At 41.4% G+C, this 25437-nt stretch carries 26 protein-coding genes; 5 read left to right on the top strand and 21 right to left on the bottom strand.

The genetic code is table 11. The features are described 5' to 3' along the window. Positions 1-171 precede the first annotated feature (171 nt). The gene (locus MKL33_RS04670; RefSeq protein WP_270906565.1) at positions 172-1317 is read left to right on the top strand and encodes an aldose epimerase family protein; all 1146 of its coding nucleotides are present in this window, start codon (positions 172-174) and stop codon (positions 1315-1317) included. 67 nt (positions 1318-1384) lie between these two features. Here MKL33_RS04670 and MKL33_RS04665 read toward each other — a convergent pair whose 3' ends face one another. Further along, positions 1385-2605: an MFS transporter gene (locus MKL33_RS04665; RefSeq protein ID WP_270906564.1), complete on the bottom strand. Its 1221-nt coding sequence runs from the start codon at positions 2603-2605 to the stop codon at positions 1385-1387. Positions 2606-2711: 106 nt separating this feature from the next. Here MKL33_RS04665 and MKL33_RS04660 point away from each other — a divergent pair, with 106 nt between their 5' ends. Then, entirely contained in the window at positions 2712-3500 is a 789-nt protein-coding gene (locus MKL33_RS04660) for an AraC family transcriptional regulator (protein WP_270906563.1), read from the top strand. Here MKL33_RS04660 and MKL33_RS04655 read toward each other — a convergent pair. Both MKL33_RS04655 and def read right to left on the bottom strand, forming a co-directional pair. Continuing rightward, the gene (locus MKL33_RS04655; RefSeq protein WP_002060167.1) at positions 3467-4789 is read right to left on the bottom strand and encodes a glutaminase; all 1323 of its coding nucleotides are present in this window, start codon (positions 4787-4789) and stop codon (positions 3467-3469) included. The genes MKL33_RS04660 and MKL33_RS04655 overlap by 34 nt on opposite strands. A 178-nt stretch (positions 4790-4967) precedes the next feature. Then, the gene (def, locus tag MKL33_RS04650) at positions 4968-5450 is read right to left on the bottom strand and encodes a peptide deformylase (protein ID WP_270906562.1); all 483 of its coding nucleotides are present in this window, start codon (positions 5448-5450) and stop codon (positions 4968-4970) included. Between the two features lie 234 nt (positions 5451-5684). On the opposite strand from def, the gene MKL33_RS04645 reads away from it, so the two are divergent. After that, the gene (locus MKL33_RS04645) at positions 5685-6983 is read left to right on the top strand and encodes an MFS transporter (RefSeq protein ID WP_017399054.1); all 1299 of its coding nucleotides are present in this window, start codon (positions 5685-5687) and stop codon (positions 6981-6983) included. A 61-nt stretch (positions 6984-7044) separates the two neighbouring features. On the opposite strand, the gene MKL33_RS04640 is transcribed toward MKL33_RS04645, so the two are convergent. The 14 genes from MKL33_RS04640 to MKL33_RS04575 all read right to left on the bottom strand — a co-directional run bounded on the left by MKL33_RS04640 (position 7045) and on the right by MKL33_RS04575 (position 20499). Then, on the bottom strand, positions 7045-8241 hold the full coding sequence (locus MKL33_RS04640; RefSeq protein WP_069141001.1) for a hypothetical protein: 1197 nt from the start codon (positions 8239-8241) through the stop codon (positions 7045-7047). 155 nt (positions 8242-8396) lie between these two features. Next, a complete protein-coding gene (locus tag MKL33_RS04635) occupies positions 8397-10037 on the bottom strand; it encodes a thiamine pyrophosphate-binding protein (RefSeq protein ID WP_270906561.1) in 1641 nt (546 codons plus the stop codon). Between the two features lie 38 nt (positions 10038-10075). After that, positions 10076-11542, bottom strand: a complete 1467-nt coding sequence (locus MKL33_RS04630; protein ID WP_270906560.1) for an aldehyde dehydrogenase — start codon at positions 11540-11542, stop codon at positions 10076-10078. Positions 11543-11555: 13 nt separating this feature from the next. After that, positions 11556-12347, bottom strand: coding sequence for an aspartate dehydrogenase (locus MKL33_RS04625; RefSeq protein ID WP_064784326.1), 792 nt, complete (start codon positions 12345-12347; stop codon positions 11556-11558). Positions 12348-12362: 15 nt separating this feature from the next. Continuing rightward, complete coding sequence (locus tag MKL33_RS04620) at positions 12363-13157, bottom strand: SDR family oxidoreductase (protein ID WP_000009973.1); 795 nt, start codon at positions 13155-13157, stop codon at positions 12363-12365. Between the two features lie 15 nt (positions 13158-13172). Continuing rightward, positions 13173-13997: an alpha/beta fold hydrolase gene (locus tag MKL33_RS04615; RefSeq protein ID WP_270906559.1), complete on the bottom strand. Its 825-nt coding sequence runs from the start codon at positions 13995-13997 to the stop codon at positions 13173-13175. 36 nt (positions 13998-14033) lie between these two features. Then, positions 14034-14555, bottom strand: a complete 522-nt coding sequence (locus MKL33_RS04610; RefSeq protein ID WP_002117566.1) for a cupin domain-containing protein — start codon at positions 14553-14555, stop codon at positions 14034-14036. A 23-nt stretch (positions 14556-14578) separates the two neighbouring features. After that, positions 14579-15802, bottom strand: a complete 1224-nt coding sequence (locus MKL33_RS04605; RefSeq protein WP_202744665.1) for an MFS transporter — start codon at positions 15800-15802, stop codon at positions 14579-14581. Positions 15803-15844: 42 nt separating this feature from the next. Beyond that, positions 15845-17056, bottom strand: coding sequence for an NAD(P)/FAD-dependent oxidoreductase (locus tag MKL33_RS04600; protein ID WP_270906558.1), 1212 nt, complete (start codon positions 17054-17056; stop codon positions 15845-15847). Positions 17057-17084: 28 nt separating this feature from the next. Continuing rightward, positions 17085-18014 carry a VOC family protein gene (locus tag MKL33_RS04595; RefSeq protein WP_063098297.1) on the bottom strand — a complete coding sequence of 310 codons (930 nt, stop codon included), beginning with the start codon at positions 18012-18014 and terminating at the stop codon, positions 17085-17087. Positions 18015-18025: 11 nt separating this feature from the next. Further along, positions 18026-18790 carry an SDR family oxidoreductase gene (locus MKL33_RS04590; RefSeq protein WP_068930631.1) on the bottom strand — a complete coding sequence of 255 codons (765 nt, stop codon included), beginning with the start codon at positions 18788-18790 and terminating at the stop codon, positions 18026-18028. Then, positions 18783-19850 (bottom strand): aromatic ring-hydroxylating oxygenase subunit alpha, encoded by a 1068-nt coding sequence (locus MKL33_RS04585; protein ID WP_068930630.1) that lies wholly within the window; start codon positions 19848-19850, stop codon positions 18783-18785. Before MKL33_RS04585 ends, MKL33_RS04590 begins: the two co-directional genes overlap by 8 nt. A gap of 16 nt (positions 19851-19866) precedes the next feature. Next, positions 19867-20166, bottom strand: a complete 300-nt coding sequence (locus MKL33_RS04580; protein ID WP_005070730.1) for a recombinase-like helix-turn-helix domain-containing protein — start codon at positions 20164-20166, stop codon at positions 19867-19869. Positions 20167-20193: 27 nt separating this feature from the next. Beyond that, positions 20194-20499, bottom strand: a complete 306-nt coding sequence (locus tag MKL33_RS04575; RefSeq protein WP_002117586.1) for a non-heme iron oxygenase ferredoxin subunit — start codon at positions 20497-20499, stop codon at positions 20194-20196. Between the two features lie 273 nt (positions 20500-20772). Here MKL33_RS04575 and MKL33_RS04570 point away from each other — a divergent pair, with 273 nt between their 5' ends. Continuing rightward, entirely contained in the window at positions 20773-21585 is an 813-nt protein-coding gene (locus MKL33_RS04570; protein WP_270906557.1) for an IclR family transcriptional regulator, read from the top strand. Between the two features lie 46 nt (positions 21586-21631). Here the strand turns inward: MKL33_RS04570 and MKL33_RS04565 are convergent, their stop codons facing one another. Together MKL33_RS04565 and pnuC are read right to left on the bottom strand one after the other, a co-directional pair. Then, positions 21632-21931 (bottom strand): hypothetical protein, encoded by a 300-nt coding sequence (locus tag MKL33_RS04565; protein ID WP_270906556.1) that lies wholly within the window; start codon positions 21929-21931, stop codon positions 21632-21634. 14 nt (positions 21932-21945) lie between these two features. Continuing rightward, positions 21946-22527 (bottom strand): nicotinamide riboside transporter PnuC, encoded by a 582-nt coding sequence (gene pnuC, locus MKL33_RS04560; RefSeq protein WP_270906555.1) that lies wholly within the window; start codon positions 22525-22527, stop codon positions 21946-21948. A gap of 246 nt (positions 22528-22773) precedes the next feature. Between pnuC and MKL33_RS04555 the strand changes: the two genes are divergently transcribed. Continuing rightward, complete coding sequence (locus MKL33_RS04555; protein WP_270906554.1) at positions 22774-23562, top strand: crotonase/enoyl-CoA hydratase family protein; 789 nt, start codon at positions 22774-22776, stop codon at positions 23560-23562. 103 nt (positions 23563-23665) lie between these two features. Here the strand turns inward: MKL33_RS04555 and pgaD are convergent, their stop codons facing one another. Together pgaD and pgaC are read right to left on the bottom strand one after the other, a co-directional pair. After that, a complete protein-coding gene (pgaD, locus tag MKL33_RS04550) occupies positions 23666-24085 on the bottom strand; it encodes a poly-beta-1,6-N-acetyl-D-glucosamine biosynthesis protein PgaD (RefSeq protein ID WP_005075401.1) in 420 nt (139 codons plus the stop codon). 83 nt (positions 24086-24168) lie between these two features. After that, positions 24169-25428, bottom strand: coding sequence for a poly-beta-1,6-N-acetyl-D-glucosamine synthase (gene pgaC, locus MKL33_RS04545; protein ID WP_002117710.1), 1260 nt, complete (start codon positions 25426-25428; stop codon positions 24169-24171). Positions 25429-25437: the final 9 nt, after the last annotated feature.

Below are 25437 nucleotides of genomic sequence, written 5' to 3'. Positions count from 1 at the left end.
TTTGCTCATAACATTAATTTCTTTATAAGCGTAAATTGAACCAGTTTTTCCAATATTTAACATTAACTAATCGATTATTATTAACACTACATATAATAAAAACCTCTTTAAAAAGATGAAAAATCAATCTTATATTCATTCAGTCTTACTATTAAAAAATAGAGTATAAGTATGAAAAAATTAGTAATTTTAGGTATTACGATTTATAGCTTTGCACAGCTTACCAATGCAGCCACATTAAATGTAAAACCATATGGTACAATTCAAGATGGTCAAAAAGTTGAACTCTATACCATGAGCAATAACAAAGGAGTCTCAATTTCTTTTATTAGCTTCGGTGGTGTAATTACACAGATTTTGACTCCCGATGCCCAAGGTAAACAAAATAATATCGTTTTGGGCTTCGATGATTTAAAAGGCTATGAAGTTACTGATACCAAGGAAGGAATTCATTTTGGCGGATTAATTGGTCGTTATGCGAACCGTATTGGCAATGCTAAATTTAGCTTAGATGGAAAAACGTATAACCTCGAAAAAAATAATGGTCCGAACTCATTACATAGCGGCAATCCTGGTTTTGATAAACGTGTATGGCAAGTTAAGCCTCTGGTTTCTAAAGGTGAAATCGTTAAAGCGTCTCTGAAGTTAACCAGTCCAAATGGTGATCAAGGATTTCCCGGAAAATTAGATGTAGAAGTGATCTACAGTCTTTCAGATCAAAATGAATTCCAGATTGAATATAAAGCCAAAACTGATCAACCGACAGTCGTCAATCTCACCAACCACAGTTATTTCAACTTATCAGGCGCTGGCAATAATCCTTATGGTGTACTAGACCATGTGGTACAACTCAATGCAGACCGTATATTGGTAACCGACCAAAACTCTTTACCAACAGGTGAAATTGCTTCAGTTGCAGGTACAACTTTTGATTTTCGGACGCCTAAGGCGATTGTGAAAGATATTCGAGCGAATAATCAGCAATTGGCCTATGGATATGGCTATGACCAAACTTGGGTAATTAATCAAAAGTCTCAAGGGAAACTCAATCTTGCGGCTGTTGTAGTTGATCCAAAATCTAAACGGACCATGCAGGTTTTAACCACTGAACCAAGCCTCCAAATGTATACAGCCAATCATTTATTAGGAAATATTGTTGGCGCAAATGGCGTACTCTACCGACAAGCAGATGCGCTAGCATTAGAAACACAGCATTTTCCAGATAGCCCGAATCAATCAGCTTTCCCTTCTACACGTTTAAACCCAAATCAAACTTATAACAGTGTCACCGTATTTAAGTTTGGTGTTCAAAAATAATCTTTTCAATGAGGCTATGTTCATATTAAAAAGACTCTCAGCTAAATATGGCTGAGAGTCTTTTCATTTATTTAACTTTTGTGTTGGGTAAAAATGCGGTGGCAAACCCAAGTAATGGCAAGAATGAACATAAACCAAATACCCATTCAATTCCGTTAATATCTGCTAAATGCCCTAGCCCAGCTGCGGCAATACCACTTACCCCAAACATAAGACCAAACATTAAGCCTGCAATCATGCCGACACGTCCCGGAACAGCTTCTTGCGCATACACTACCATCGCTGCAAAGGCCGATGACAATACCAAACCTGCAATAATTGAGAAAACTGTTGTCCAGAATAAGTTTGCATACGGCATCATTAATGCGAACGGTGCCATACCAACAAATGAAACCCAGATCACCGCTTTACGGCCAATTTTGTCACCAATTGGGCCACCTGCAAATGTACCTAAAGCAACGGCTGCCAAGAAGGCAAACAAATGCAACTGAGCTGTTTGAATACTGATATGGAACTTTTGAATTAAGTAAAAAGTAAAGTAGTTACTAATGCTGGCAATGTAGGTGAATTTGGCAAACATCAATACACTAATTGTGCTCAAAGCAATAATGAGCTTACGACCATGCAATTTAGTATGTGCTTGAGTTGCACGTGCAGCTACCTGATTTTTAGCATGGCTCACAGTCCAACGGCTTACCCCAAATAAAACCCAAATCGCCAAAAGTGCAAATATCACTAAGCCGGCAACTGCATGCTGTCCAAATGGGACAATGAGTAAAGCTGCCAACAATGGCCCAATGGCTGTACCTGTGTTTCCGCCCACCTGAAAAGTCGACTGAGCTGTACCGAAGCGCCCGCCCGATGCCATTCGTGCCACACGTGAAGCCTCTGGATGAAAGGTTGCAGACCCAACCCCAATAAGCGCAGATGCACATAACAACACAGCAAAACTTGGTGAAAATGCTAACAAGATAATGCCGCAGAATGTGACAACCATTCCGAGTGGGAGAAGATACGGTTTTGGATGTTTATCGGTATAAAGTCCAATCCAAGGCTGTAGCAGTGAACCTGTAATTTGATATACAAACGAGATTAGGCCAACCTCCGCAAAACTCAGCGAAAAGTTTGCTTTTAGCATTGGATAGATGGCTGGTAGCACTGCCTGAATTAAATCATTCAGTAAATGTGCGACTGCCACGGCGCCTACAATTTTAATAATCATTCCTTGAGGCTGATCATTTGCAACGGTATTGGCAATACCATCTTTCAATTGTATTGAAGACGTCATACCTGAAAAACTCCAATATTTTTAAATGAGATGCTTATTGTAAATTGTCGCTTATAAAGTTATCTTCCAATAATCATCGTATAAGTGACAATTTTTAGGATAGTTTATGTCCGATTCTCTTATTCAGTCTGATTTGTCTGAACTTGTGATTGGACTCTCTTCTGAACATTCTTACCGAGAAATCACGCCTACCCATACACATACACGTGCGCAGTTTTTGTATGCATCTACAGGCAACATTCAGGTGTTTACGCCTAATCATGTGTGGATTGTGCCGCCCATGTGTGCGTTATGGATTCCGGCGAATGTGGAGCACAGCGTAATTTCACTGAGTCACGTGAAGTTAAATACGGCGTTGGTTGAAGTAAATGCAGTAGCTTTAATGGGACAACATTGTTTTATTATTCGGGTAAGCAATCTGTTGCATGAACTCTTAATACGTTTAAATGAAATCGAACGAGAAGACACTCCAAATACGGCCACTTCTCAAGAGCTTTCCCGTTCTTTACAAATTTTGATTTTTGAAGAAATTCATCGAGCCAATTTATTGCCCATCCAGATTCCTTGGCCGAAAGACAAAAGACTCTTAAAAATTTGCCAAGAGTTATTACATACTCCTGACAGGTCAAAAGATTTAACAGATTGGGCTGATGATATTGGTGCGAGTTCTAGAACCCTAATGCGTATGTTCCAAAAAGAAACTGGGCTGTCATATCGGGCATGGTTACAACAAATGCATATTGCACTTGCCTTGAGTAAAATCGCGAATGGTGAATCTATTGCCCAAATTTCAGAATCACTGGGGTATACAAACCCCAGCGCATTCAGTTCGATGTTTAAGCGACATCTAGGAAAAACACCTCAGCAGTTTAGAAGTGCCGCGATGTCGCTATAAGTCTTTTTTTTTGCAGGTAGGTCATGCTTTTCGAGCAAATCATCAAAATCGTGATAGACATGAAGCTCACGATCTTTACCAGTTCTGGCATGGTCTAAGCGCTGTTCAGGGTCGACTAAAACGAGAGTATGACCGTCATCAATCAGACGATCCACGCCTTCTAAAAACATACGTTTACCCACATCGTGGATAAGTGAAATCTGCGTTAAATCAATAACGATCGTGCTTTGATCAGTTGTCTCGTCTTGTAAAATACGCAACAACATTTCAGCTTCGGTAAATTTCAATACCCCTCGAAGCACATACACACTCAATGATGCGTCTTTTCCTGTGCGGTAATGACTTTGTACAATGGTCTGGGCAGAAGGTGTGCCTTCCATGAGATGTAACCCCATGTCACGAGATAATCGTTCTAAAATATCGATTCCTCGAACACTATGACCATGCTCATCTAGTCGAGGTGAAAAAGCAGCAATACTGACCTGCCCCGGTAGCACACCCAAGATACCACCTGCTACACCACTTTTAGCAGGAATACCTACAGTTGAAAGCCAGTCACCCGCTGCATCGTACATACCACAGCTCATCATGACACTGAGGACTTGTCTAACTACAGATCGATTTAATAGGCGCTTTCCAGTTCTAGGATCGACCCCGCCATTAGCAAGTACACTGCCCATACGTACCAAGTCTTTAACTGTAACCATGATCGCACATTGACGAATGTAACCATTCACAATATCGACAGGGTCAGTTTCCAAAATCCCCACCGTGCGCAACATATAACCGATCGAAAGATTACGATAGGCTGTTTTGACTTCCGAATCATAAACAGACTCATCAAAACTTAATTCACGACCAGCAAGCTCGCTCATAAAACGGCGTAGAATTTCTGCGCTATGCAAACCATGTTTAACCTGAATCAAGGAATGTACAGTAATTGCGCCAGAGTTGATCATCGGGTTTTTTGGACGACCATCTTTACCCAATGAAATTTCATTGAAGGCTTCTCCCGAAGGCTCTACCCCTACTTTCGCAAGTACCGCATCAATGCCAAGTTGTTGTAAAACATAGGCATATACAAAAGGTTTAGAAATCGATTGTATGGTGAATTCAACATCATCATCGCCGACCGAATAAATTTCACCATCTACCGTAGACATTGCTAAAGCTAATCGATTTGGGTTTGCATTTGCCAACTCAGGAATATAATCGGCGAGATGACCGCTGTTATCGATGTCACAGGCTTCTATAACATTTGCCAAATAATCTGGGAGAGGGGTTTGCATGGTCAGTAACCTTAAATGAGGAGATTTACAACATCGCGTAAAATTTCAGCACAACCTGCTGATAATATTAAAATTATATCTTTTGTAATGATTTAAATATCACGCTATAAGTATTGTAATTCCGATGACTTACCCTTTTCAAGCTCATTATAGGTTTTTCAAAACTTTAAACTGAAGATTAGCTTATTCTTTCTACAAACAATATCCCATTTAAATGATCGACCTCATGTTGAACGATACGAGCAGGAAAACCATGAAAAATTGTTTCCACCGTCTCGCCCTGAAGTGTTAAGTATTTCACCTTAACCATTTCGGCACGTTCCACTTGTCCACGTTCGTCTGGCACACTTAAGCAGCCTTCTTCACCTAAACAAACTTCGTCTGAGAACTCTAAAATTTCAGGATTCACCATGACCACTGCTTCCATTTCAGGTGCATCGGGATAGCGTGGGTTTGGTCGAGACGCCACAATAATGACGCGTTTAGAGATGTAAACTTGCGGTGCAGCAATTCCTACTCCATTACGTTCGAGCATTGTTGCATGGATAGCGTCAGCAAGCTGATAAAGCCAATTACTGTTTAACTCATTTGCCGAGACGGGAGCAGCAATTAGTTTTAAAATATCTTCACCACGCTTCGCGACAGGTAAAACTACACTCATCCTTTGACTCTCTCATTAAACTGGCTATAACAAGTTTTATTGTGTCGCTGAACAAGCCAAAAGAAAAGCCATTCCTACATCTGTTTTTGTTTTATCTAAAGCGTTTTTTGTTTTAAAGCTTTTTGAACTGAGCAAGTCCAATCGGCATTGCCCTATAGAACAAATTTCCTCCATTTACTTTTACTTCACTTTTCCATTAATATCCAAACTTCAATTACAACAATTAAGTAAAAAATGGATCAGGAATTAACTTTGCAGGATGCGAACTATCTTAATAAAGAAGATAAACGAACCCTCGCCCTTTCTTCATTGGGTGGAGCTTTAGAGTTTTATGATTTTGTGATTTATGTGTTTTACGCCAAAATCATTTCCGACCTCTTTTTCCCCAGCACACTTAGTCCGTTTTGGGCCATGCTCAACACTTATGGTATTTTTGCAGCAGGTTACTTTTTTAGGCCCTTAGGTGGGGTTGTCATGGCCCATTTTGGTGATTTGGTCGGGCGTAAAAAATTATTTTCACTTTCTATTTTACTGATGGCGCTGCCTACCCTGTTTATCGGGATATTACCTACCTTTGAAAATATCGGATATTTGGCACCACTACTTTTATTGCTTATGCGTGTGGTACAAGGTATTGCGATTGGGGGTGAAATTCCAGCCGCATGGACATTTGTGTCTGAGCACGTACCCGAAAGAAAAATTGGACTGGCAAATGGTTTACTCACCGCTGGGCTGTCTTTAGGAATTTTATTGGGTGCATTGATGTCTTTATGGATTTCACTGAATTTTAGTGAAGGACAAATCCATGACTGGGCATGGCGTATTCCTTTCATTGCAGGTGGTATTTTTGGTCTGGTTGCACTTTATTTGCGGACTTATTTAAAAGAAACGCCTGTGTTTAAAGCCATGCAAGCTCGTAAAGAAATCTCAAAAGAAATGCCTGTAAAACAAGTGTTAAAAACGCATAAAACAGCTGTTGCGATTGGCATGTTATTTACATGGTTTTTAACAGGTTGTGTGGTGGTGGTGATTTTAGCCATGCCAAATTTATTAACTGGTACGTTTGGCTTTGAGCGTTCTCAAACTTTTGAAATGCAAAGTGCAGCCATTGTCATGCAAATGGTAGGCTGTATTTTGGCAGGCTATTTTGCTGACCGTTTTGGCTGTGGCAAAGTCATGATGGTCGGTGCGCTTGCCGTGGCACTCACAGCAGCAGTTTTTTATAACAGTTTGGGGCACGCGGCACATTCAACCATTTTTGGTTTATATATGTTGTTGGGTCTATGCTCTGGTACCGTCGGCATGGTGTCGAGCAGTATGGTCAAAATGTTCCCCGCGCCTGTTCGCTTCTCGGGCATTTCATTTTCTTATAATTTATCGTATGCAATTGTTGGTGGTATGACCCTGCCTTTAGTGCATTGGCTCAGTCAATATAGTGATATTGGTGCGATGTATTATATTTTCGCGCTAACCATTTTGGCCTTTGTGACTGCCTTTGTGTTTTGGAATAAGTTTGAAAAAAACAGGTATTAAAAATTTTCACTTATTAAATAAAAAACCACGCCAATTGCGTGGTTTTTTATTGCAGCTTACTTTAGAAAGTAAACCCGATATTAAAGTTAATACGGTATAGCCACTTATCACTATTTGGTGAAGTGGCAGAGGTATATCCTGTTGAGTTGGTCGAGCCACCAATGATGTTCGAATTTTTACCCCACGTATAATCTGCCCAAACCATAAATGGTGAAGCAATAAACATCATCCCTGTGGTATTCATTTGCGAATCTGACCAATCATCACGTTTTTTATCGAGATAACTATAGTCATTATAAAACTTAATGGCTTTTAGCTTGCCCATATTGGTCACAGGCAACGTATAGGCAAGGTTTAAACTGGCAATCGTACCTTCCGAAGCAATGAAATAAGCAGGCGTAAGGCCATTCGCTCCCATCAAAGTCATATCACTGTTTACACCATCCGGATTTTTAGCATCGTACTGATAATGAATGACCGAACTTTGTAAGTTAAAGCGCTTATAGTTATTTTCAGTATGCAAACCGACTGCATAATATTTGCCGTCTTTGTCAGTAATGTCATTATGCAACTGGGCAATTGCACCCGACACGCCAAACTCTTGTTTACCGAAATCAGTTTCTAACTTGCGAACAATGCGGGTATTCACCTGATTGCGCTTTTCATTTTGATAGGCTTTTTGAGATGGAAATGCATTTCCTGCCAAGTCATCATAAGTTGCACTTTCAGGGGAATAACGCAGGTTCGTCTCTAACATTTGAGGATAATAACCGAGTTTTACATCCCAATCTTTGTTGTGATAATTCCAGTTGATCCCCGGTGCAATGTTATTGCCATAACCTAAAAAGAATGGAATGTGATAGGTCCAGCCATTTTGCGGATAAGGATAAATCGTAAAAGGTTTATAGACTAGCCCCGCTTCGATGCTGTTATTGGCATCTAAGTTATAGCCAACATATGCTTTTTCAATGGACGTTTTCTGTTGGTCTTGAAACATATAGCTGGCATTGATATAGGCATCATCAAATTTACCTTTGAGATCAACCCTGAAAATATCAAAATGGAGCTTACCAAAACCACGGTTTGGCCCTTCCCAATCTTCATAGCGTTGATTTAACCGAACCACCCCACCTAACTTTAATGAATCGGTACCATCATCACTTTTCCATTCAAGCAATGAATCTTTTGCAAATGCATTGACGCTTACCCCCAGCGTAAGCGGTGCAATGAATGCCATGATCAATGAAGTCTTTTTCATCTCTACATCCTTGATTGAGTTCCAGCGTCCTGCTGGAACTTTATTTGTTTTACCTGTAAAACTTCGTTTTTATTGTTTTTTAGACAAAAAAATTTATCTAAAAAAAGGATGGCTTAGCAGCTCCCATCGCATATGTACTAAACCATCCAAACTGGTTAATACAGTTTCTTTTGCGGTGGACCCGCGAAGTTTAATGGTCCAATCGAGTTCATATCGAGCTCAATCACGGTTGGCCCTTCAAAAGCGACAGCCTCTTGAATAACCGTTTTAAACTCATCTGCACTACCCACTTTCCAGCTTTTCACACCCATTGATTCGCCAAGGAGTTTGTAGTCTGGCGTATGCAATTCATTGAAATACTGACGACCACCAAAGTAGTTATTTTGAATGCCACGCATTACGCCATAACCACCGTCATTCATAATCATTAAGACCATGTTGGTGTTTTCTTGCACCATAGTTGCAATTTCACCAATACCCAGCATTAAGCCGCCATCACCGACTAAACCAATTACTTTTTTATCAGGGTTAGCAACTGAAGCACCGATTGCTGTTGCAAGGCCTAAACCAATTGCACCCGCGAGTGAGTGGATGTTTTGGTTTGGTGCTTGTACTGGGAATAAACGACTGCCCCATGTACTACCCGACATGGTGATGTCACGTACAAAAATGCCGTCTTGAGGTAAAGCTGCACGTAAGTGATCACAAATTAAAGCGTATTGGTCGATTTGCTTACGCAGCGCATCAATTGCAGCCTGTTTAGCCGCTACTACAGCAGCATCGTAATCAGCATCAACTTTTGAAGTCCCCTGAAGCTGTTCCAACACACGTGTTAAGACATCTTTAGCATCGCCACAAATGAAGTTGCGGATTTTGTAATTACGTTGCTGAGCCACTGGGTTGGCATCTACCTGAATAATGTTTTCAGGGAACTCAACCGAATAAGTTTTTGTTTCATTACTACGTAACCGAGAACCCACTACAACCATCAAGTCGGCATCTTTTAATAACTGCTCAACACCTGCTGAGTTATGGAAAGCACCCAAACTACGTGGATGATCATCTGCCAACACCCCACGGCCATGTGTAGATGAAACAACCGGAATACCTAAATCTGCAATTGCTTTAACTTCGGCAACGCTATTTAAAGTTCCACCGCCAATCCAGAAAATTGGACGTTTTGCTTTTTGGATTTCACTGACAAGATGGTCAATTTCAGCTTGCTCTGCCTGTGGTAACTCAAGTGCTTTGACTGGCCCTAAGTTAAGTGGCAAATCAATTTCTGCTGCCTGCACATCAATCGGCAGCTCAACACTTACCGGACCCATTGGAACTGTGGTTGCTACACGGATGGCTTCACGTATTACACCAACAGCATTGTCTGGGCTGGTAATACGGAACGCCGCTTTGCTTGATGCGCGCAAGAATGTAAGTTGGTCTTTAGTTTCATGGATGAAGCTTGCATCACGGTCGAGATATTCACGCTCAACTTGACCTGTTAAATGCAATACAGGGCTACCCGCATTCATTGCTTCAATCAGTGAACCTACCGCATTACCTGCACCAGCACCCGTACTGGTTAACGCTACCCCTAGGCCTTTAAAGCGTGAGTGTGCATCTGCCATAGTAACCGCACCCGCTTCACCACGGGCTGCTACAAAGCGCATTTTTTCACGGCGCCCTACCGCATCGGCAATAGGTAAATTGTGGATGGAAATAACACCATAAATACTATCAACTTGGTGCGCTTCTAAAACTCTTGCGATTGCTTCGCCTACATTTACACGTTCAGTCATGTCTATTCCTCAAAATTTGTTTTCAGTCCTTGAATTTATTAATCGCACCAAGGGTTGGGCTGTTCATTCAGCCCCATATAAATACTCTTTTGTTGCATGTACGATAAAATGCCCAAACGGCCTTTTTCGCGTCCGATTCCACTGTCTTTAAAGCCACCAAACGGCGCACTAATCGAGAATTTTTTGTAGGTATTAATCCATACCGTTCCCACTTCTAAGGCACGTGCAATACGCCAAGCTTTGCGATAGCTTTCAGTCCAGATACCTGCGGCAAGACCAAAACAACTGTCATTGGCTTGGGCAATTAAATCTTGCTCGTTGTCATATTTCATAACCACTAAAACAGGGCCAAAAATTTCTTCCTGACAGGTTTGAGCACTGTTATTTAAGCCCGTAATAATGGTCGGTAAGTAATAGCTTCCTTTGGCATAGTCACCAGTCGTAAGTGCCTCACCACCAATCAAAACTTGACCACCTTCGCTTTTGGCAAGCTGTACATAGCGGTCAACTGACTGCAAATGTTTGTCATTGACCAGTGGACCTAAATGCACACCAGCTTGTTCCGGATGACCCACACGTAAGCCTTTGGTAATTTCAACCAAACGCGTTAAAAACTGATCGTAAAGACTGCTATGAATAAACAAGCGAGAACCTGCAATACACGCTTGGCCTGCCGAGCTAAAAATACCGTACGCGACACCTTTAGCTGCCAGTTCGACATCCGCATCCGGCAAAACGATGGTTGGTGACTTACCACCTAACTCAAGCGAAGTAGTAATCAGTTTATCTGCGGCAATGTGTGCCAAATGACGTCCCGTGGTTGTTCCACCTGTAAAAGAAATTTTACGAACCAATGGGTGCTGAGCAATAGCATCACCAATCACAGAACCACGCCCCACTAACACACTGAGTAAGCCTTTTGGTAAACCTGCTTCTTCAAAAATTTTGGCAAGCTCTAAAGCAATCAGTGAAGTCGCTTCAGCTGGTTTTAACACCACGGCATTTCCTGCTGCCAAAGCTGGAGCAAGCTTTTGAACTTCACTCGCAATTGGAGAGTTCCAAGGGGTAATGGCTGCTACAACGCCCACAGGTTCATGCACGCTCATGGTCATAAAGTCTGGAGCACGTTGAGTGGTGAGCTCATCGTTCAATGTTTCACATGCCGCAGCAACATAACGTGCAGTTGCCGCCGCGCTCATCACCAAGCCACGAGTTTCGGTTAAAGGCTTACCATTATCACGTGTTTGTAATTTGGCTAATTCATCTACACGCGCTTCAATAATGTCTGCAACTTTGTAGAGAATACGTGCGCGCTCATGCGGCAAACTGTTTCTCCAGCTCGGTTGACGCCAAGCCTGATCCGCTTTTTCAATTGCTTCATTTACATCTTCAAGCGTTGCTGTTGAAAGCTCAGCGTTTACCGACTGATCTGCCGGAAACAGGCTTTGAATGACTGCACCACTGCCTAATCGCCATTCACCTGCAATATAAATTTCCTTTGCCATGATCAAATCCTTCTTAAATCTGTATTGCTTCTACACTGTTGCGACAAGCACGAATCACGCTAAGCGCAGCCAAAGTTGATGTTTTTGGGTTACTTGGTAACGGCACGCCCACCAGTTCAATAGTCATTTGCCCAAAGCCACCTTCTGCCACAATAGTGTGTTTGTTTTTGTTGATGGTTGGATCAACAGTTAACTCAACCATGGTTTCATCCATACCAAGTCCTGCAAGTGCAATGGTTGCTGCAACGTTGGCATTAGCTGGAAATTTCATGGCAGCTTCACGCGCAGTTCCTGTGAAAAAGACTGTAGCTTCAGCAACATGGTCTAGATCGACCAATTGCTCTGCATAACTACCCTTCCAGCTTTTTGGACTTTTACAGCCTTTGTAAGTGACTTTTTGCAAACCACCTTCTTTGGCTGCAGAAATACCGTCAATACCTGCGATAGCCCCTGCCAGTAAATGCAGATGGGCATCATTTTTTTCGGCAGTTTGCTTAAGCTGAACCAAAAATTCGCTATCAGCCAAAGTACCCACCGAAATCAGACCAATGGTCCAGCCTTTCGCTAAAACTTTTTGAGCATGCTCTTTCACTGCTGCTTGACCTGCCACCTCAATGACATAGTCTGGGGTACCATCGCATTGCTCAATATCTGAAATCACCTGAATGTCAGACGAGACTTGTGATTGAACTTTTTCAATGCTACGAGATGGCACGACAATCCATTTGAGTTGCAGATCTTGAGGCAAGTGGGCATACACTTCTGCTGCCATTGCGCCAAAACCAATCATCATCAACTTTTTCATGACAGCACCTGATATTTATAAATGTTTGTTAAAACCACCTGAGACATCTATTGCCGAACCTGTGGTGTAAGATGCCAATGGTGATGCCAAGAAAACTAAAGCACGTGCAGGCTCTTCTGGACGACCTAAACGCTGCATAGGAATCCCACGATTTTTTGCGATATTGCCTGTCCACTCTTCCCATGACAGATTTAAATCTGAACGGGTTTCATAACGGCGTTTCCACTGCGCAGATTCAACCATTCCAAGTAAAATTGAATTCACGCGAACACCATATTGAGTAAACTCATGCGCCAACGAATGGGTTAAATTCAACAGTGCAGCGCGTGCAGATGAAGTCGCAATCATGTGCGGTTCCGGTTGCAATGCCAGTAACGAGTTCACATTGGTAATTGAGGCATTTGCCGACTGTTTTAAGTCGTCAAGAAAAGCCCGTACCGGATGTAAAACACTGAAATATTTCAGCTCGATTTCTTTCATCCAGTCTTCATCTTGTGTGTTTTCAAAATTTGAAACACGGCCTTGTCCAGCATTGTTAATGAGCATATCCACATTGCCCAAATTGAGTTTGACCTCTTTGGCAAATTGCTGAACTTCTTCTTTTTTCAATACATTGCATGCTTTGGTAAAAATATTGGCATGCGGAAATTTTTCTAAAATATAGTGCTTTGAAGCATTTAGACGTTCTTCATCGCGACCACACCAAGCAACTTTTGCACCCTCTGCAACCAGTATTTCAACAGCAGCCAGCCCAATCCCAGATGAGCCACCGGTAACAACTGCAACTTTTCCTTCAACTTGGAAGCTCATAATCCTTAATCTCTCTTACGATTGTTCCTGAATCGTCAACATAATTTGGTTAAATGCTTGCGGTTGGTCGACATAACTTAAACGTCCTGCATCTTCTATGACGAAGCGCTGTTCCAACTGCAATTCCTGAGCAAGCTCTTGTATACCTAACGCAGGAGTGATTTGATCTTGCTGCCCTGCAATGACTGTGCATGGGACTTTTAAATGGGTTAAGTAATTACGTATTTCGTCATATGCCAGTAAGTACGATGCATGGGTGAAACCTTTTAGAGTCAACTGCTGCATCACCTCTGAAACTAAAGCTAAGGCTTGTGGTTCTTGTTTATAAATCAAATGAGGTCCACGGCTTTCAGCCATTCCTTTAGCACCGAGTTCTTTCAACATTTTTGGTCTTTTTTCAAAAACCTGAATTTGTGTTTGTTCATCGTGGCGTTGATAGCCTTGAGCTAGGTTAGCAACAACTAAATGTTCCACTCGCTCTGGGTAAAGTGCAGCAAATGCACTGGCCTGTAAGGCACCTAATGAGTGTCCGACCACAATTGCTTTTTCAATTTTTAAAACATCGAACAATGCTGCCAAACACTTTGCGTAATCAGTAGCATTGGGCTGATCAGTTAAAAGTTCATCTGATTTGCCATAGCCCGGTGCGTCCCAGGCAATGACATGAAAATGATGAGACAGCACTTCAAGTTGGTTTACCCATGAAGCAGAACCTGAACTAATGCCATGCAACAGCACAAGGTACTCACCCTGACCGGCTTCTCGATAGGCTTGCTGCTGGCCTTGAACAGTAACGGTTTTCACCGGAAATTCTGCTAACTTTTCAATGAGTGTCATCATTTTCAATTCGTTCCTTTCATTCACTTCATCAAACAATTAACGTTTGATTTGAGACAATGGATGCTCTGGTGGATAGTTCGGAATGGTTGGTTTACCTGTTCCTAACATCACACACATCAAGGCATCTTCTTGACCTGGGTTAAACAGACCACGGTAGATTCCCGGTGGAATTGAAATCAGATCACGCTCTTTTAAACGGGTTTCAAATTTTTCGCCGTTGTGCTCAATGAACAAATCAATTTCGCCGCGGAGCATAAAGAAAACTTCTTCAACATCGTGATGAATGTGCAAAGGACCTTCACACTGTGGTGGTAGAACCATGGTTGAAAACGTGAAGTTTTCTGCTGGAACGGTGTTACCGTCATTTGCAACACCTGTTGCACCCGTACCCATGTAACGCATTTGTGCACGGCGATATTTCGGATCGTAATCTGCTTGGAACTTCAAAGCATCGAAGTCGTATTTACGTGTCTCAAAGCGAGCAATACGTGTGTTTAACCAATCTTCTAAAGAAGCACCCTCTGGTTGTGCCCACGATTCGAATTGTTGTGTAGTCATTTTTTAAACTCCTATACAGTGAATTAATAACGTTTTAAAAGAGGAACCAAGAACAACGACCCAATGACAGCGACAGCAGCCAAGAAGGTAATTCCTAAATTAAAACTATGTGTTTGCATCACGATGTAACCGATAAGAACAGGCGCAATTGCACTTGCAAAATTACCTAAACCGTTAAATATTCCACCCGCAGTCGCCCCTACATTTGAGGTCGTTACTCTTGCAAGCAGAGCAAATACCGCTGCTACTCCAAAACCCCACGCCATAGCACTTAAAGACATGGCAGCAATAATCAATAGTGGCTCAGTCATAATGACCATTACGTACATGAAGATGCCCGCGAGTAATAAACCGCTAAATACTTGAATTGCGCGGCGGCCTAATTTGTCAGATAAAAACGCACCGATAATTTCTCCAATTAACATGGCAATGAACGGAAAGCTTGAATACATCCCAAACTCTTTGAGATTGAATCCTTTGTCTTGCATTAAGTAAGAAGGAACCCAGCTGTTTAAGCCCCACAAATACGTCATCAGCGCAATGTTAAAGAGACAAACCAACCAGAATGCGCTGTTGCTGAGCAGCAATTTAGTATTGGCAATGTGACCTTTGAAATTAGTGCGTTTACTCTCGCCCTCAATTTCGACAGTTTTCTTGAGCTGCAAGTTACGCAGACCAAAAACAATGCTAAAAATCGCAATCAGGGTTAGCGCAGCCATCACAAAAAAAGTGGTGTGCCAGTCGTGGTGAGCTAAAACATTTGCCGTGATTGGGAACCCAAGGAATGCACCTATCGGTGTTCCAAGTAAGAACATGGTAGAAGCACGTGCCTGCTGACGGTCTGAATAAGTCTGCTTAACAATGGTGTATGCCAAGGCAAATAACGGGCCTTCTGCTAAACCAAGCAGTACACGTAAAACCAACATGCCTGAATAACTGGTGGTGAACCCCATACAGAACATGAGTACGCCCCACGACGTTACGCTCCAGAACAGCATTTTCTTTGGGTTAAAGATGTCACCCAAAAAGCTTAGAAAGACTGATGAAAAACCATAAGCAAGTAAGAAACTTGTCATGAGCCATCCGAGCTTGGCCTTATCTTCAGCAATTCCCATTGCACTTTGAAAATGAGGATCTGAAAATAAAACCGCAATACTAATCTTGTCGAAAAACGCCAGTACCACACACACCATAAGGACAAAAGCAGGTACCCAATGCTTCAATCCACTTTTTTCTTCATTACTCATGTGTCATTCCTTCGATTTGGTAATGAGAACCAGATTTAATGTTTACGGTTTTAACTTCATGACATTAAATTCAGCATCTGCTAATAGTTTTGGATCTAAAACGGTGTTGGCTTGCATCCAACGTTTTGCCAGTTTGACCAGTTTAGAATCATTAATGGCAATCATGTTGAGCAAACGATTTTCATGGTCCAGATATAAATAGCTCACCTGATCTTCACCGCCTTGACGAATGATTACTTCCTTCGTTTTTTCAGGTTGATACGTACCTAAGATCTGGATATTAAAGTGATATTGATCTGACCAAAGCCATGGAATATCGGTATATTCAGTTTCAATGCCGAGCATCGACTTTGCTGCTGCAATCGCCTGATTTTGTGCATTTGCCCAAGACTGAATGCAATAACCCAAACCCGGATGAATCGCGACATCACCTGCGGCATAAATGTTTTGATCTGAAGTTTGCCCAAAACAATTCACCACAATGCCATCTTTCACATCGAGACCAGCATGTACACCTAACTCTTTGGCAATCTCAGCGCCTGCACCTACCACGACACAGTCAAATAACTGGCTATTTTGTGGATGATTCACTACTTCAACTTTCTGATTCGGCGCTTCAACTAAATGAAGACTCTTGCTGTCTAAATGAATTTTTGTACCTTGAGTTTCATGCATATTTTTTAAAAATGCAGAAACTTCCGGACTCACGCTTCTTGCACATAAACGATCACCATATTCAAATATATGAACATCTTTACCTTGCTTACGTGCAGTTGCAGCAATTTCTAAACCAATCCAGCCACCGCCAATCACAGCGACATTTTTTGCATTCTTTAAAATTTCAGCCAAACGTTCACAATCATGCACATTGCGTAAAGTCAGAACATTTGGAATGAACTGCCATGTATTGACGGGTACACGCGCACGGCTTCCAGTTGCAATCAGCAATTTGTCATACGGCAAAACCTGACCACTTTCTAAATGAACCTGTTTTTGTTCACGATCGACTTTTGTTGCAATTTCCGGTTTATGCCATTGAACGTTGAACTCTTGAACCTGTTCAGGAGAGAACAGATTCAAACTTTCATAAGTTGCTTCTTTTGAAAGTACTTGCTTAGACAGTGGCGGACGCTCATAAAACACTTGATCTTCATTTGAAACCACGTGAATTTCGCCCACATAACCATTTTGGCGTAATGTACTTACTGCCCAACCCGCTGCCTGTCCGGCACCTACAATTACGATCTTTTCCATAGCCATCTTCCTTGTAAAGCAATACCTGTTAAACAGGCTTCACCTGACGGCGGGTTGTGTCATCAAGACCACCTTCAATCGCCCATTCAGTGAAAAGCTCTAGACGATGTTCTTCTACACGTGGTTGCCATTCTTCTGTCAAATAATCATCGTTGGTGTAATATTCAAATGCACCACCTAATGGTGAGTTGACGTACCAGAAATAAGCAGAAGAAATTGGATGACGTCCTGGTCCAATAAAGGTTGACCACTCCGAACGATTCATATTTAAACCGCCCCCAATCACCTCATGGATATCACGTACTACAAACGCAACGTGATTTAAGCCAGCAGGTTTATTTGGAACACTGAGCAAGAATAAATCATGGTGATAACCTTCACCGCGACAACGTAAGAAAGCACCGCGATTTTTGTAAGCATCAGATAAATGAAAGCCTACTTTTTCAATATAGAAGTTTTCAGTTGTTGCCAAATCCGGTGTGAAGAACACCACATGTCCAATCGCAACAGGTTGACCTTTTTCATAGACAGGACTTGCTGCATTCACACGTTGAATGTTGCCGTATTGGTTAATACCTTCCGTTTTAAGTTCAGGTACTTCTTTAACAAAACTTTGTTCAAAACGAATGGTCATGCCATTTGGGTCAAGGCACTGAACTGTATTTTCAGTACGTTTAAAACCTTCTACATCGGCCAAACGAGCTGCCAAGTCTTCAAGGTCTTGAGCACTATCAACGCCCCAAGTCACTTCACGTAAAGTTGAACCTTGTTCAATAGCAGTCGGCAAACGCTCATCATCACAATTAAATAGATAAATCTTGCTACCATTTTGGGTTTGGTAAAGATCAGTGCCTTCAATATCCGAAGTACTTTTGCTTAAACCAAAATCTGCCAAAAACTTGTTTGAAGCGGCTCTATCTTCAACTCCAAACTTTAAAATCTCGATCCCTGTAATCATTTGACTACTCCTTAGTTAAAGACAAAACCGCCATTGACCGGAATATTTTGACCTGTCACAAAAGAGGACAAATCCGACAGTAGATACAATGCTGTTCCATTTAAATCTTGTGGAAGTTGCTGACGTTGAATCGCTCTTCCATTGACATATAAATCGTGACGTTCTTGAGGCACATACTCGGTTGCTTCAACCAGAGTAAGGCCCGGTGACAATGTGTTAACGCAGATATTGGACTGCCCCAACTCTCTTGCCATTGAACGCGTCATGGCAACAATTGCACCTTTACTCGCAACATAAGCCATCAGGTTCGGTGCACCCCAAAGTGCTGTATCGGAAGCAACATTAATGATCTTGCCAGCAGCCGATTGCTTTAAATGGGGAACGCATGTCTTACTGATGAGCCATGTGCCTTTCACATTAATATTCATGACCCGATCCCAAAGTTCAGGATCGTAATCAATCATATTTTTTCCACCGACATTGGTCGCCAGTGCCGCGCAATTCACAAGTCCGTCTAGTCCTTGTAATACTTCCACGCTTTTTGCAACCGCACTTTCAATAGAGTCTGCATTGGCAAGGTCAACGGTGACAGCATGAACGTTTAGCCCTTGTTTCTGTAACGCTTGCGCTTCTTGTTGCACCAAGTCAGACAAAATATCTGCCATCACAACTTCAGCACCAGCCTCGGCAATGGCTTGAGCGAAATCTCGGCCTAAACCACGCGCAGCACCAGTCACTAAAACTTTTTTGCCTTGCAACAACGCTACATTAGCCATGAGCTTCTTCCTGCATCTCGATACGGTTTGATGCATTTAGCGCAGCAATTTTCTTTAATTGCTTTTCAGCTTCTTTCTTCATTAAACGACGTAAACGTGCAAGACCAACATCGTGTTGATAGAGGAACTCTTTTTCACGCGCATTTGGCGCAAGGTTTTCTAAAATAATTCGGTCTTGTTCCAATACATCCCAATGCAATTGTTCTAAGTGATTGCGATATAAGAAACGCCATACATTACGTTGCCAACCACTCACCTTACGGCAGCGCCAGAAAAATACGCGAGTATTGTTGGCATCAATTGGCGTTGCATAACCCACAATCCAGAATTCACCACCTGGGCCAAATTGTTTGCGGTATGGGATCGAAAGACGTAACCAGCTTGCACCTGTTGAACCATATTCAACCCAGTCAAAGTTCACGCCTGTTTGACCTTCTTTTTCAAAAACAAAGCCATTATCGGTCGTGCGGTGCTTCATCTCTGCAGTACGTTCACCATCTGCCATCGAGTGCGATGTCGCATGTAAATAGGTCCCGTGCATTGGGTCCATCACATTATCAATCGCGTATTGATAGTTTACTTTCCAGTCTGCTTGGCAAAGGAACGCACTCCACTCTTCACTTGCAAGTTGCTCTGGGAACTCAAGCGGTGCTGGTTGTTCATTTGCATCAATACCAAACCAGATAAAGATTGCGCCATGTTGCTCAATTACTGGATAGTTCTTTAAACATTTAGTTCCGGTCATTGGACATTCATGAACCGCTGGCACATCAGCAACTACACCATCAGCACGAACTTCAACACCGTGATACCAGCAAGCAACTCGGTCGCCTAAGTTCCAACCAAGGGAAAGACGAGCACCGCGGTGTGGACAGCGATCTTCAAGTGCATGAACCTGACCTTCGGCATCACGCCAAACCACGATATTTTCCCCTAAACGGGTAATACCGACTGGATTAGCAGCGACTTCCCAACTTGCCAAAACCGGATGCCATTGGTCACGTAAACCAAGTTCTAAATATTCTTCAGCGCTTTGTGAAGTTGATACGATTGCGTTCATTTTATTCTTCCCTGAATCAATAACCTAAACGTTGCATTTCTTCTGTAAAGCTTGCAGAAGTCCATTCATCACCAGATTCACAGCGGAAACCCTGTTGATTAAGTGCAGAAACAACGTCATCTAACTCTGTTGCGCCCGCAGAAAATGCCTGAATCAAGTTTTTTACAAAATCCTGTTCATAGAGCGTTGGTTCTTTATAACGTGTCTGCCAAACCAACAATTCAGATTGACCTGGAATTTGAATATTGTTGATACCTGCTTCGGTTGCTGGCGTTGCATGAATCCAGCTTGCCAACTTTTCATTAAATGTCTTCATTGTTCTGCTTCCTTGTACATGTGAGGACTAGAGTTGAATTTGAATATCCTGTCCTTCAACACGAACTGGGTACGTACATAGGTTTCTACACCCTGGCCCACTTTTTAGCTCACCTGTCTGAATGTCAAAAATTGCTTCGTGCAATGGACATTCAACAGTCTGATCTTCGATAAATCCTTCGGTTAATAAGGCATACGCATGAGGGCAAACATTTTCGATAGCAAAGTAATTTTCATCGACAAAAAATACGCCTATTTTTTTCCCTTCAATTTCGATGGCTTTCGGCTCATCTTCGCTAACGTCACCCTGCTGACAAACTGAGATCCAACTCATACCTTGCGTCCTCATTTTGTTTTATATACAAAACATAATTTGATTTTCAAAACACAAGCTAAGCATAATCCCCTTGATCATTTTTTGTCAAAGTAAAAATAAATATAAAATTCATTGGTTTATTAATTTTTAAATATTTTGTTACGTTTCAAGAAGGAAACAAAGTTTTAAATATAAAAATTGTTTTATGCATTTTTAACAATTACAATAGTTATAAAATAAAGCAGCATGCCCCAAATTGAATCATGTTTTATTTATAGGAAAATGACACGAATGAGCATAGCAATTGATGAAGATTCGCAAGAATCGGAAACAACAAAAAATGATGATCGATATTTAGTACCCGGACTTGTACGGGGTTTAGCTATCTTGCAAGCATTTAATCAACAAGCGCAAGAAATGACCATTACAGAAATTGCTGAAATTTTAGAAGTGAACCGTTCTAGTGCATTTCGTCTGATCTATACACTCGAATCTTGTGGCTATTTAAGAAAAGCATCTCAAAAAACTTACGCTCTCGATTCCAAAGTCATGGAGCTTGGTTTTAACAGTTTATCTAAACTTTCATTACTCGATTTATCGACACCTTTAATGAAAGAACTACGTGACCAGACCAAACTCGCGGTACATCTTTCTATTTTAGAAGGTACTCATATCGTCTTTGTAAATAATATCCAGTCGATGGGAACCTTTACGAGCAACATTAGTTTAGGAACTCGCTGGCCTGCCCATGCAACCGTCATTGGTCAAATGCTTTTATCTGATTTACCTGAAACAGAAGTACGTCAGCGTTACCGCAATTTTAGCGATTGGGACAGTTTCTCTGAACTGACGCCAACCAATTTAAAAGCTTTATTGCAAAGACTCTCTTTCGTAAAAACTCAAAAAACCATGGTGAGCTGGGGTCATTACAATCATGATATGGCAGCCTGTGCGGCGCCTATTTTTAAACAGTCAAATGGTAAAATGGTTGCTGTTATCTCTGTAAGTTGCCCTATTACCACCTACGATGAAAAAACCTTTAAAGAAGATATCGCAAGTTTAGTTGTTGAAACAGCGAATAAAATTTCCAAATTTATTTATTAGAAAAAAAGCGACGTTCAGTCGCTTTTTTTGAATTTTATTTCTTAAATTAAAAATTATTTTCAAAGACGTTCCCATTCATATCTTTAAAGATAATTGTCGAATCATTTTCTTTAATATCAAACTTTAAGTACTGCTGTTTAAACTGCACCACTGCATAAAACTCTTCAGCACCGTCATCTAAACCTGTCGCAGAGACCTGAGTGCCTTGAGGAAGATCCTTGAGCCATACAGCGTTATAAAAATCAGACACAAAATTAAATTCACAATATTCTTTTGGCTTGGCCATTATTTTTGCAGCCATTTGATCAAACTGTTGTTGTTTATAGACCTCTAAGCTCAACAACATGATTGTTCTCCAAATTAAAGCTGGTTTGAGGCTAAAAGCTGTTTCTTTTTAACCTTTTCCCATTGATACCAACCATAAGCTGCCATCAAAACAAATGCTGCATACAAAGCGGCTGTTAAAAATAAATTTTTATAGATGAACATGCCGACATAAATAATATCGACAAATACCCAAAGTATCCAAGTCGCAATATGTTTTCGGCTGGTCCAATACGTTGCGAGTAAACTAAATGCGGCAAGTTGTGAGTCGAGCATAGGAACTGCTGCATCAGTAAAGTTTTTAAGAATTAAGCCAAAAAGCAAGCCACCTACCGCGGCAATGATCATTTGAAAAATTGCAACTTTAGGAGCTATTGGCTCTATACGAATGTCATGATCTTGCTGCTTTCCTTTGAGCCAGTAGTAAAAGCCATAAAAATTTACGACCATAAAAAAGAACTGCAAAATCGTTTCGCCATATAGCTTAAATTCGTAAAACAAATAGGCATATAAAACAAAGGCAAAAAAATTAAACAGCCAACACCACATATTACGGATTACCGTTAATCCGACTCCAATCAGGCTAATCAAGACTGCAAAGATTTCTAGAGGTGACATAAAAACAGCTGCTTATTGAGATCAATTTGACGAAGTATTATGAGAAAAATATAAAGCGAAGCAAACTGCTAATTTAAATAAATTATGCAAATTGACGTTATCTTAGGATTTGTCTTTTCGTATGAATTTGATTTACTTCAATACATAGACAAAAGAAATACCGATCGAGTCGCGAACAAATTATATTTGCTAGTTTTTAAACGATTGTTTAAAACATGATTAAAGACAAATAAAGAGCATGACAATATGTCAAATCAAGCAGGAAAAGTCAGCCGTGAAACTCGCGGACATATTTTTTTAATTGGCCTAGATCGGGCAGCAAAACGTAATGCTTTTGATAGTCACATGATCAAAGACTTATCACTAGCGCTCACCGAATATGAAAATAATGATACCCTGCGCTGCGCTGTTATCTTTGCTCATGGCGATCATTTTACAGCTGGTTTGGACCTAGTTGAGTTACAACCTAAACTCGCTACAGGTGTTTTTGATTTTAGTGAAAATGAGATTAACCCTTGGGGCACAATAGGCCAGAAACTGAGTAAACCTTTGATTGTGGCAGTACAAGGTTATTGTTATACAGCTGGTATAGAACTATTTCTCAACGCAGATATTACGATTGCGAGTGAAAATACACAATTTGCTCAAATGGAAGTTCAACGTGGCATCTTACCTTTTGGCGGAGCTACTGCGCGTTTTACTCAAGCCGCGGGTTGGGCCAAAGCCATGCGCTATTTACTCACTGGTGACTCTTTTAATGCCCAAGCAGCTTTTGATATGAACCTGATTACCGAAATATGTCCAGAAGGCTCTCAGCTCAACCGTGCCATAGAACTTGCTGAACATGTTGCGCAAGCTGCTCCCCTTGCTGTAAAAGCGACTCTCGCCTCTGCGCGTGAAGCTATTAACGAAGGTTATGAGGTTGCCTTTAAGCAATTGCAAAGCCATCTTCAACCTTTGCTCACAACAGAAGATGTTCAAGAAGGTGTTTTTGCCATGTTGCAAAAAAGGCCTCCTGTTTTCAAAGGTAAATAATACCTACTCAAACACTGCGCTCTACAGTTTAAAACTTATGGATATACTGAAATTAGCGTAAAAAAAAGCCCACACGATGCGGGCTTTTTTTCATTAATCTTCTTTATTCAACTCTAACGATTTTACCTAGCTCATCATGGTGAACGACTGTAATTTTCTGACTACGTCCCTGTTCAATTTCATGTTCAGGTAAATCAAAATAGCGTGCATAATCCTCTGTCTGTTTTGCTTTAAGCGCATTACCGCCAACACGATGCTCAGGCAGCACATGACTCCACAACAATAAACAAATTGCACAAGCAATTAACGCAGTAATGCCATGTTCAATACCTAAACCAAAGGCACTAAACAAACGGTGAACCAAATGTGTTTTTTGGAGCTCAGCCAAAACCCAGATCAGTACAAATGGACGCCACAGCAACAACCAAACCGCCCACATCATGGCTGTGCTTGTTGTAGAAGCATAGCGTTTATGCCATGGTAGTTGACGGCGTAAATCAATAATCAACGAATTTGTCTTCATTTCTCTCTTTACCTAACGAAGTGCTGTGGTTTTCCCCAGACATCAATACAGCACGATCTTTAAAATCTCATGACTCTTGCATTTCATCCACGAATGCCCCGATCCGGGCTCACCCAACGCGCACGTTTCTCATCTCCACGTTTTAAAACTTTTGGAAATGCCACAATAGTTGCCGAGATGGTGATTAGCCAAAAGACCAATGGATACCAGATCATCCAGAAATAGTTTTTTCCCAGATGTGGTTCATAACGACTATCCATCCATTTGCTTAAAGCAAACTGAATGAGACAGGTTGCCCCCAATAAAATACCGCTACCATACGGTAAAAATGGAGAGCTCACAACGGCTAAAGCAGGGACCGGTAAAATAAAATGTACCAACCATAATAAAGCCATCGCGAGCATTAAATATGACCAAACTAAGGTTAAGCAAAGCTCAAACATTAAAGGCCATAAAAAATTTAATTTTGGTTTGGTGAACACATCAATATTTTTAATTAATACCTGTGCCCCACCCATAGCCCAACGTAAACGTTGTTTCCACAAACCGTTTAAAGTTTCAGGCATTAAGATCCAGACCAAGGCATTCGGCTCAAAACGAATGTCCCAACCTGCACGCTGTAATTTCCAAGTAATATCGATATCTTCAGTCAACATATTGGGTGACCAATAATCCACTTGGTGAACAGCGCTCTTACGAAAAGCGGTAATCACACCCGATACGGTAAATAAGCGTCCAAAGGTACGTTGTGCACGTTTAATCATGCCGACAATCGAAGAAAACTCACCGACCTGAATACGCCCTAGCAAAGTTGAGCGAGTACGGATACGCGGGTTACCCGTCACAGCTGCAACTGTTGGATTTTCCTGAAAATGACGAATCATCCACTTTGCTGCATGAGGATCGAGTAAAGCATCACCATCAATACCAATTAAAAACTCGGCATCGGTCATTAAGCTTCCGGCTTGCAACCCCATGGCTTTACCTTGGTTTTGAGCCAAATGAACAACACGTAGTTTTTCATGTTGTGCTGCTAAACGGTCGAGTACCTCACCTGTATTGTCCGAGCTACCATCATTAATCGCAATCACTTCAAAATGAGGATAGTCCAGTTTTAAAGCATGGCTGATCGTTTCTTCTGCATTATCCCCTTCATTAAAACAAGGAATTAACACAGCGACTTTTGGATAACTCTCTAATGGAGCAGGTTGATCGTAAGGCGGAGCCTGACGTTCTTTCCAATAGAAAATGATCGCGCCAATCATCCATAAATACGACATGAATAATGGATAATAGAAAACGAATTTTAAGGCATGCGACCATATTGCAGCAAAGATTGTCATGTTTTAGCC

This window comes from Acinetobacter sp. AOR43_HL, assembly GCF_027854635.1.
Classification (GTDB): Bacteria; Pseudomonadota; Gammaproteobacteria; order Pseudomonadales; family Moraxellaceae; genus Acinetobacter; species Acinetobacter pittii.
Note: the sequence above shows the minus strand (reverse complement) of the source record. Positions and strands in the feature narration are given on the sequence as shown.